This is a genomic window from Longimonas sp. (assembly GCF_046498435.1).
Taxonomy (GTDB): Bacteria; Bacteroidota; Rhodothermia; order Rhodothermales; family Salinibacteraceae; genus Longimonas.
On the sequence record NZ_JAWOAR010000187.1, the window covers coordinates 1 to 5770 of the forward strand.

Annotated in this window: 4 protein-coding genes; all 4 read left to right on the forward strand. The window is 61.5% G+C overall.

Going from position 1 to position 5770, the window contains the following annotated elements:
• Window positions 1-58: 58 nt before the first annotated feature.
• The 4 genes from R6U20_RS07000 to R6U20_RS07015 all read left to right on the forward strand — a co-directional run bounded on the left by R6U20_RS07000 (window position 59) and on the right by R6U20_RS07015 (window position 5581).
• The gene (locus tag R6U20_RS07000; RefSeq protein ID WP_410337143.1) at window positions 59-613 is read left to right on the forward strand and encodes an RNA polymerase sigma factor; all 555 of its coding nucleotides are present in this window, start codon (window positions 59-61) and stop codon (window positions 611-613) included.
• Window positions 614-752: 139 nt separating this feature from the next.
• Entirely contained in the window at window positions 753-1946 is a 1194-nt protein-coding gene (locus R6U20_RS07005) for a FecR family protein (protein WP_410337144.1), read from the forward strand.
• Window positions 1947-2042: 96 nt separating this feature from the next.
• Complete coding sequence (locus tag R6U20_RS07010; protein WP_410337146.1) at window positions 2043-4679, forward strand: TonB-dependent receptor domain-containing protein; 2637 nt, start codon at window positions 2043-2045, stop codon at window positions 4677-4679.
• Window positions 4680-4681: 2 nt separating this feature from the next.
• A complete protein-coding gene (locus tag R6U20_RS07015) occupies window positions 4682-5581 on the forward strand; it encodes a hypothetical protein (protein ID WP_410337145.1) in 900 nt (299 codons plus the stop codon).
• The last annotated feature ends 189 nt before the right edge of the window (window positions 5582-5770 follow it).

Sequence of the window (5770 nt, forward strand, 5' to 3'; positions counted from 1 at the left end):
CATGTTGTAGTGTACCATGTTCACCCAGTCATCGTTTCCGACTTTTGGACTTCTGCCTATGTCTGACCCCGCCGACTTTGCACCTGAGCGGGTTCGTGCCGCTCAAAATGGGGACGAGCGTGCGCTTAACGCACTGCTTAACGCGCTGGAGCCGATCCTGCGTGGATACTTCATTAAACGCATTGGGCATGGGCCCGACGTTGATGATCTGGTGCAAAATGCGCTGCTGCGCGTCCACAAAGGGCTCGAGGACCTGCGCAAACCGGGCAGCTTCAAGTCGTTTGCGATGAAGGGCGCGCTCTACGAGTTGCAAGATTACTACCGCGGGCGCTACGATATGAAGGAAAACCTGTTCGATCCGGAAAAGCCTTTGCAGCGCACGACCGAGGCCAACGACAGCCTTCCGGGTGTCGATGTGGAACGTGCACTGGAGGCGCTCTCGCCCAAAGCCCGCCGGATCATTGAACTGCGCGAGTACGGCTATCGCTACCGCGAGATTGCACAGATGATCGACACCACCGAAGCTGCCATCAAAATGCAGGTAAAGCGGGCCTTCGATAAGATGCGCGATGCGTTGTCGAGCCTGCTGGCGTTTATACTGGTGGCAGGATGATGCGCAGATGATGATGTGCAGATACAGAGTTGTTACTCTTTGGCGCATGGGTGCGGCTACCCCTACACACCAAGCCACATGGTAGGTCTGGTGCCCTGTTGATCCCCCTGGGAGTTTCATTGATCGGCCTTATTGACTCATGGATAGCCTTTTCGAAGCTGTTCTCTTTTACGATGACTTGCCGGACGAGCGGCAGACAGCGGTGCGCGAGCAGCTCGCCGATCATCCTGATCTGCGTGATACGCTTGTGCACTGGATGCAGGTGCGGGCGGCCATCCGTCGTAAACTTGAGGCCGATGTGCCCGACCGGCAACTCCTTGTGCTGTATGCACTCGACGACGCCGGGCATACCGACTTCCTGACCTCGGAAGAGCAGTCTGCTCTGCGCGAGGCCCGCCCGGCTCTCGAATCGGCCCTCGACACCCATCCTGGGCTTCGCGATGTGGTGGCGCGCATCCAACAGGAGCAAGCCGACTTCGATGCTGTGTGGGAAGCACAGGTAAGTGCGTCGGGCTCGGATGCATCTGTTTCAGAGGATGCACTCGCCGATGAAGCGCTGCGCCACGACCCACCCGCTCAAGCCGCCGACGATTACTCGTGGGCATGGCGCCTGGCTGCAGGGACTATGCTTCTGCTCATTGCAGTGGCGGTGGTGTTTCTGATTCCCGATTCCCCCAGCACCACTACTATCGACATAGCCGAGGGCGAAACCGAGGTCATTACCCTTCCCGATGGCTCCTCGGCCCGTCTGCAAGGTGTAACGCGCTTCACGTATCCCGACGAAGCGCCCGGCGACAACGATTCCTACACGGTCTCCATCCAAACCGGCAAAGTCTTCTTCGACGTTACGCCGCGCAGTGAGCAGACCTTCGTTGTTGAAACGCCCACCGCCGAGGCCGAGGTGCTGGGTACGCAGTTTGGCGTCGATACTGCTCCGCACCATACTGACATCACCCTTGCCGAGGGCGCACTGCGTGTGGGGGGGCTTCGCGCGCCCGAAGCAGAGCGGCTCGAACTGACGCCCGGGCAAACCACTCGCATCGCGCGCGATGAGGCGCCTACGCCCCCTGAAGCCGCCGATCTGAACGACACGCTGGCATGGACAGGGCTCTTTCTCTTCCAGCAAACAACGGTGCAACGCATCGCGGATGAGTTGAGTACGGCCTACGGGATAACCATTACGGTAGACGAGACACTGGCCGAAGAACCGGTAACGGGTACTTTCGAGCGCGAACAGCCGGTCGAAGAGGTGTTAAACGCCGTTGCATCGACCTTGGGCGCGCAGGTTGAACACCCCGAATCTGACACCTACCGGCTGCAAGTCAGGCCGTAGCGTCGCACCTCCAAAACAGACAGCGCGAACAGGCAGTCCGGCTGTAGGTACGACTTCTTCCGCAGTATGTCGTACTTAACGGGCTGAACTGCCTTGATGCGCTGGATCCTTACATGGTGTTTGCTGGCCGTGCTGAGCGCCGGGGGCACCGTAGCCACTGCGCAGTCGCCTATCTCGGTGGATGCCGATGCTCCGCTGCCCGAGGTGCTGGATAGGTTGCGTACCCGCACTTCGCTCGACCTGGTGTATGCCGACCGGCTGGTGCGCGACCGGCGAACAACGTGTACCTACAACGGGGACCGTGCGCGGGATGCGCTTCGGTGTGCATTGGAAGACACAGGGCTGGAGGCCGAGCGTATCCGCCGCAACCAGTACGTGCTGGTTGCGGGAACGGAAAATGCGTCAGATACAACAGCATACGAGGAGCGTCGCGCTGCGCTTACGGGACGCGTTCGTGATGCCAAAAGTGGCGAACCGCTGCCCGGTGCCAACATCGTGATGCGCGACATGCAAGCCGGCACCTCTACCGACCGGAACGGCTACTTTGTGCTCTCCTCGCTACCGCCGGGGCCATATCGCGTTCGCATCTCATACCTGGGCTATGCCGCCACTGACACTACGCTGACGGCAGGCGGACAGACGACATCTATTGCGCTGCGCCCCGAGTCGCTCGAAGCCGAGGGCGTGGTCATCAACGACCGCCTCACATCGGTAGCTGCACAAGAACCAATGGCGGGCCGTGTAGAGGTGGCGCTCGACCAGATCGATGCGCTGCCGTCGCTGGGCGAGTCGGATCTGCTTACGGCGCTGCAATGGACACCGGGCGTGCGGCGATCGGGCATCCTGAGTGGGGGACTTAGCGTGCGGGGCGCGTCCACCGATCAAAATCTGTATTTGCTTGAAGATGCGCCTATCTATCATCCGTGGCATGCGTTCAGCCTCATCTCTACGTTTCAGACGGAAACCCTGAAGCGCACTACGCTCTACCGCAGTTCGTTTCCGGTAGAGCATGGCGGGCGCCTCGCTTCGGTAGTGGACGCGCAACTCAAAGATGGCAACCGCACCGAGCCAGAGGCTCGGGCCGCGCTGAGTGCGCTGAGCGGACGCTTTTACATCGAGAGCCCGCTGTCGTCGAGCACCTCGTTTATGGTGTCGGGGCGGCAGTCGTATATCGATCGCATTATTGGGCGCGAGCACACAGTAGAGCAAGGCGGGCGGCGCGACACGATGCGTACGGGCTACGTGTTCTACGACACAAGCGCAAAGCTCACCACGCAGTTCAACGATCGGAACCGCCTGTCGGTAAGCTACTACCACGGGCGCGACGAAGTCGATCTGCGCCTTCCTTTCGACCTCTCGCTCGACTTTTCATCGTGGCTGCGTCCTACCGACCTGTTTTTTGAACTCGACCAGGGGTGGTCCAATCGGATGGTGAGCATGCAGTACCAGAGTATCGTGGCGCCGTCGGTCGTAATCAATGCCACAGGCTACTACTCAGGCTACCGGGCCAACGAAGCCTCGTTTGTGCAGCCAACGACTGCCGCATCGCTTACCTCAGACTATACGGTGTCGGTAGACGATGTAGGGCTGAAGGGCGACGTAAGCCTGCATCGGTCGATGGCGCACCAGTGGAAGCTGGGGGGGCAGCTCTCTTACCTGGCCTTTGCAAGCACCCTCACCAGCGAGGTCCAGCGCACCGTTACGTCCACCGAAACACAGGAGCAGGCAACCAGCCGCCGCGCTGTGCAGCTGTCGGGCTTTGCCCAGCACACATGGATGCCTACGCCCCGCCTGGAGGTGCAAACGGGTGCACGTCTTAGCTACTTTTCGAGCGGACAGTACCTGCACGTGCGTCCGCGGATCAGTGCGCAGTACATTGTGCATCCGCAGTTTCTAACGCTGCAAGGCGGATTGAGCGGGCATGTGCAGTCGCTGCATCAGATGCGAGACCGCTTCTCGCTGGCGTACGATTTGGTATCCACCCGATGGGTGCCCGCCGATCGCACCGTGCGCCCGGCTGAAAGCTGGCAAGCCACAGCGGGGGCACGCAGCCGTCCATGGCGTGCGCTGTTGGTGCAAGGCAACGTGTACACGCGGATGAGCCGCCACACGCTCATCCCCGAAGACAACACGCAGACCAAAGATGGATTGCAGGGGCCGGGCATTGAACTGGGGGCGCTGCTGGGGCAGTACACGCCGGCTCGCGAGCGTGCCTTCGGCGCTGAGCTCGAACTGCGATGGGAACGCACCCGCTGGCGCATCCAGCAAAGTGCATCGCTGAGCCACACGTTTGTGCGTGCCGCGTCGCAGAATGACAACCGCTACCGCCCGGCCGATCTGGACATCCCGTGGTCTACGCGCAGCGCGGTTACGTGGCAGCCCGGCGCGCTTGAGGTGACCCTGGCGGGTACGTTGCGCAGTGGCTACCCGCTCTCGTCGCCCATAGCGCGCTACCAGGTCGGCGACGGTACCGACACCGAGCCGACCACGTTTTTGTACCGTCCACACGTAAACAACAACCGCCTGCCGATGTACGGGCGGCTGGATGCGTCGGTCGGCTACCGGTTCCAGGCGCTTGGTGCAGCGTGGCAGGCGCGCATCCATGTGCACAACGCGCTTAACTACCGCAACGTAGTGGGCCGCACGTACGAGGCCGCCGAGGGCGGTATCATGTCGAGTGATCAGCGTGGACTGCCCATCCTTCCGCTCTTTGAACTTCAACTGTCGCTTTGAACATGACCACTTCTTCCTTCTGGACGGGCGTTGGTGCGCTGGGGGGCGCTCTCCTCCTGCTGCTGAGCAGCAGCGGCTGCGACCTGACCGACTTTGAATCGACCGAGTCGGTGGTCGTAGAAGCATTTGTGGAGGCCGAGCGTCCGCTGCCTCCCGTATTTGTGCGCGCCGTGCAAGGCTTCGGCGACACCACCGCCAGCGGCATCGAAACCGCCCAGGTGCGCCTTACGGTAGACGACCCATCGCAGGGCGAGCAGTCGGTGGCCTACGCGCCGGTGCCGGGCACGCCGGGCCGGTACGAGCCGGTCAATGCATCAGATTCGGTCGGCGTAGGCACACGGTTTCGGCTGACGGTAGAGCATACAGACGGGACCGCCCAGGGCCGGAGCCGCACGCCTGCCTCCATCCGTCTCGATAGCATTGTAACCAGTGTGCCCGATGAGCCGGTAGAAGCCGTGCGCGTAGATTCGCTGCGCCGCGACTCGCTCGACATCCCGGCGACGACCAATTTTATCTATCCGATTGATTTGGAAGCGTACTGGACGGCTCCCGAAGCCGATACCGCCTGGGTGCGTACGGCGCTGCGCCCCGAGAATCAGCCGTTTACACCGCGCATTGTCGATTTCTTTATTCAGCCCGAGGCCGTGTTTCAGGAATCCACAGCAGGCGATACAGACGTCCGGCGCTGGCGTGGCGTGTACGCCATTCCCGTAGAGGAAGCCACCGACCCGCTTCCCAGCCACCGCCTGGTGGTGTGGATTGCGCGGGGCGATGCCGAGTATGCCTCGTTCATGGCCGAGCGCGACGACCCCGACCGCCGCGAGCCGTCCTCCAACGTTACGGGCGGGCTAGGCATCATCACCGGCGTGGCCATGGACTCGGTGGAGGTGGAGGTGCCCTAAAACGCAACAGATAGTCCATGCCGCACATGCAGAAGCGTCGTACTGTGTCCCGCCGTATCTTCTGAACGCCAAGGAGATGTTTCCGCCGACAGTGGTCGGTATCTGTTTAGCGCGATTCTATAACTGCCCTGGATCCAGCGCTCTTCACCGAAGGGTCGTGCCACACGTGCAGGAGCGGCGTTGAGATCC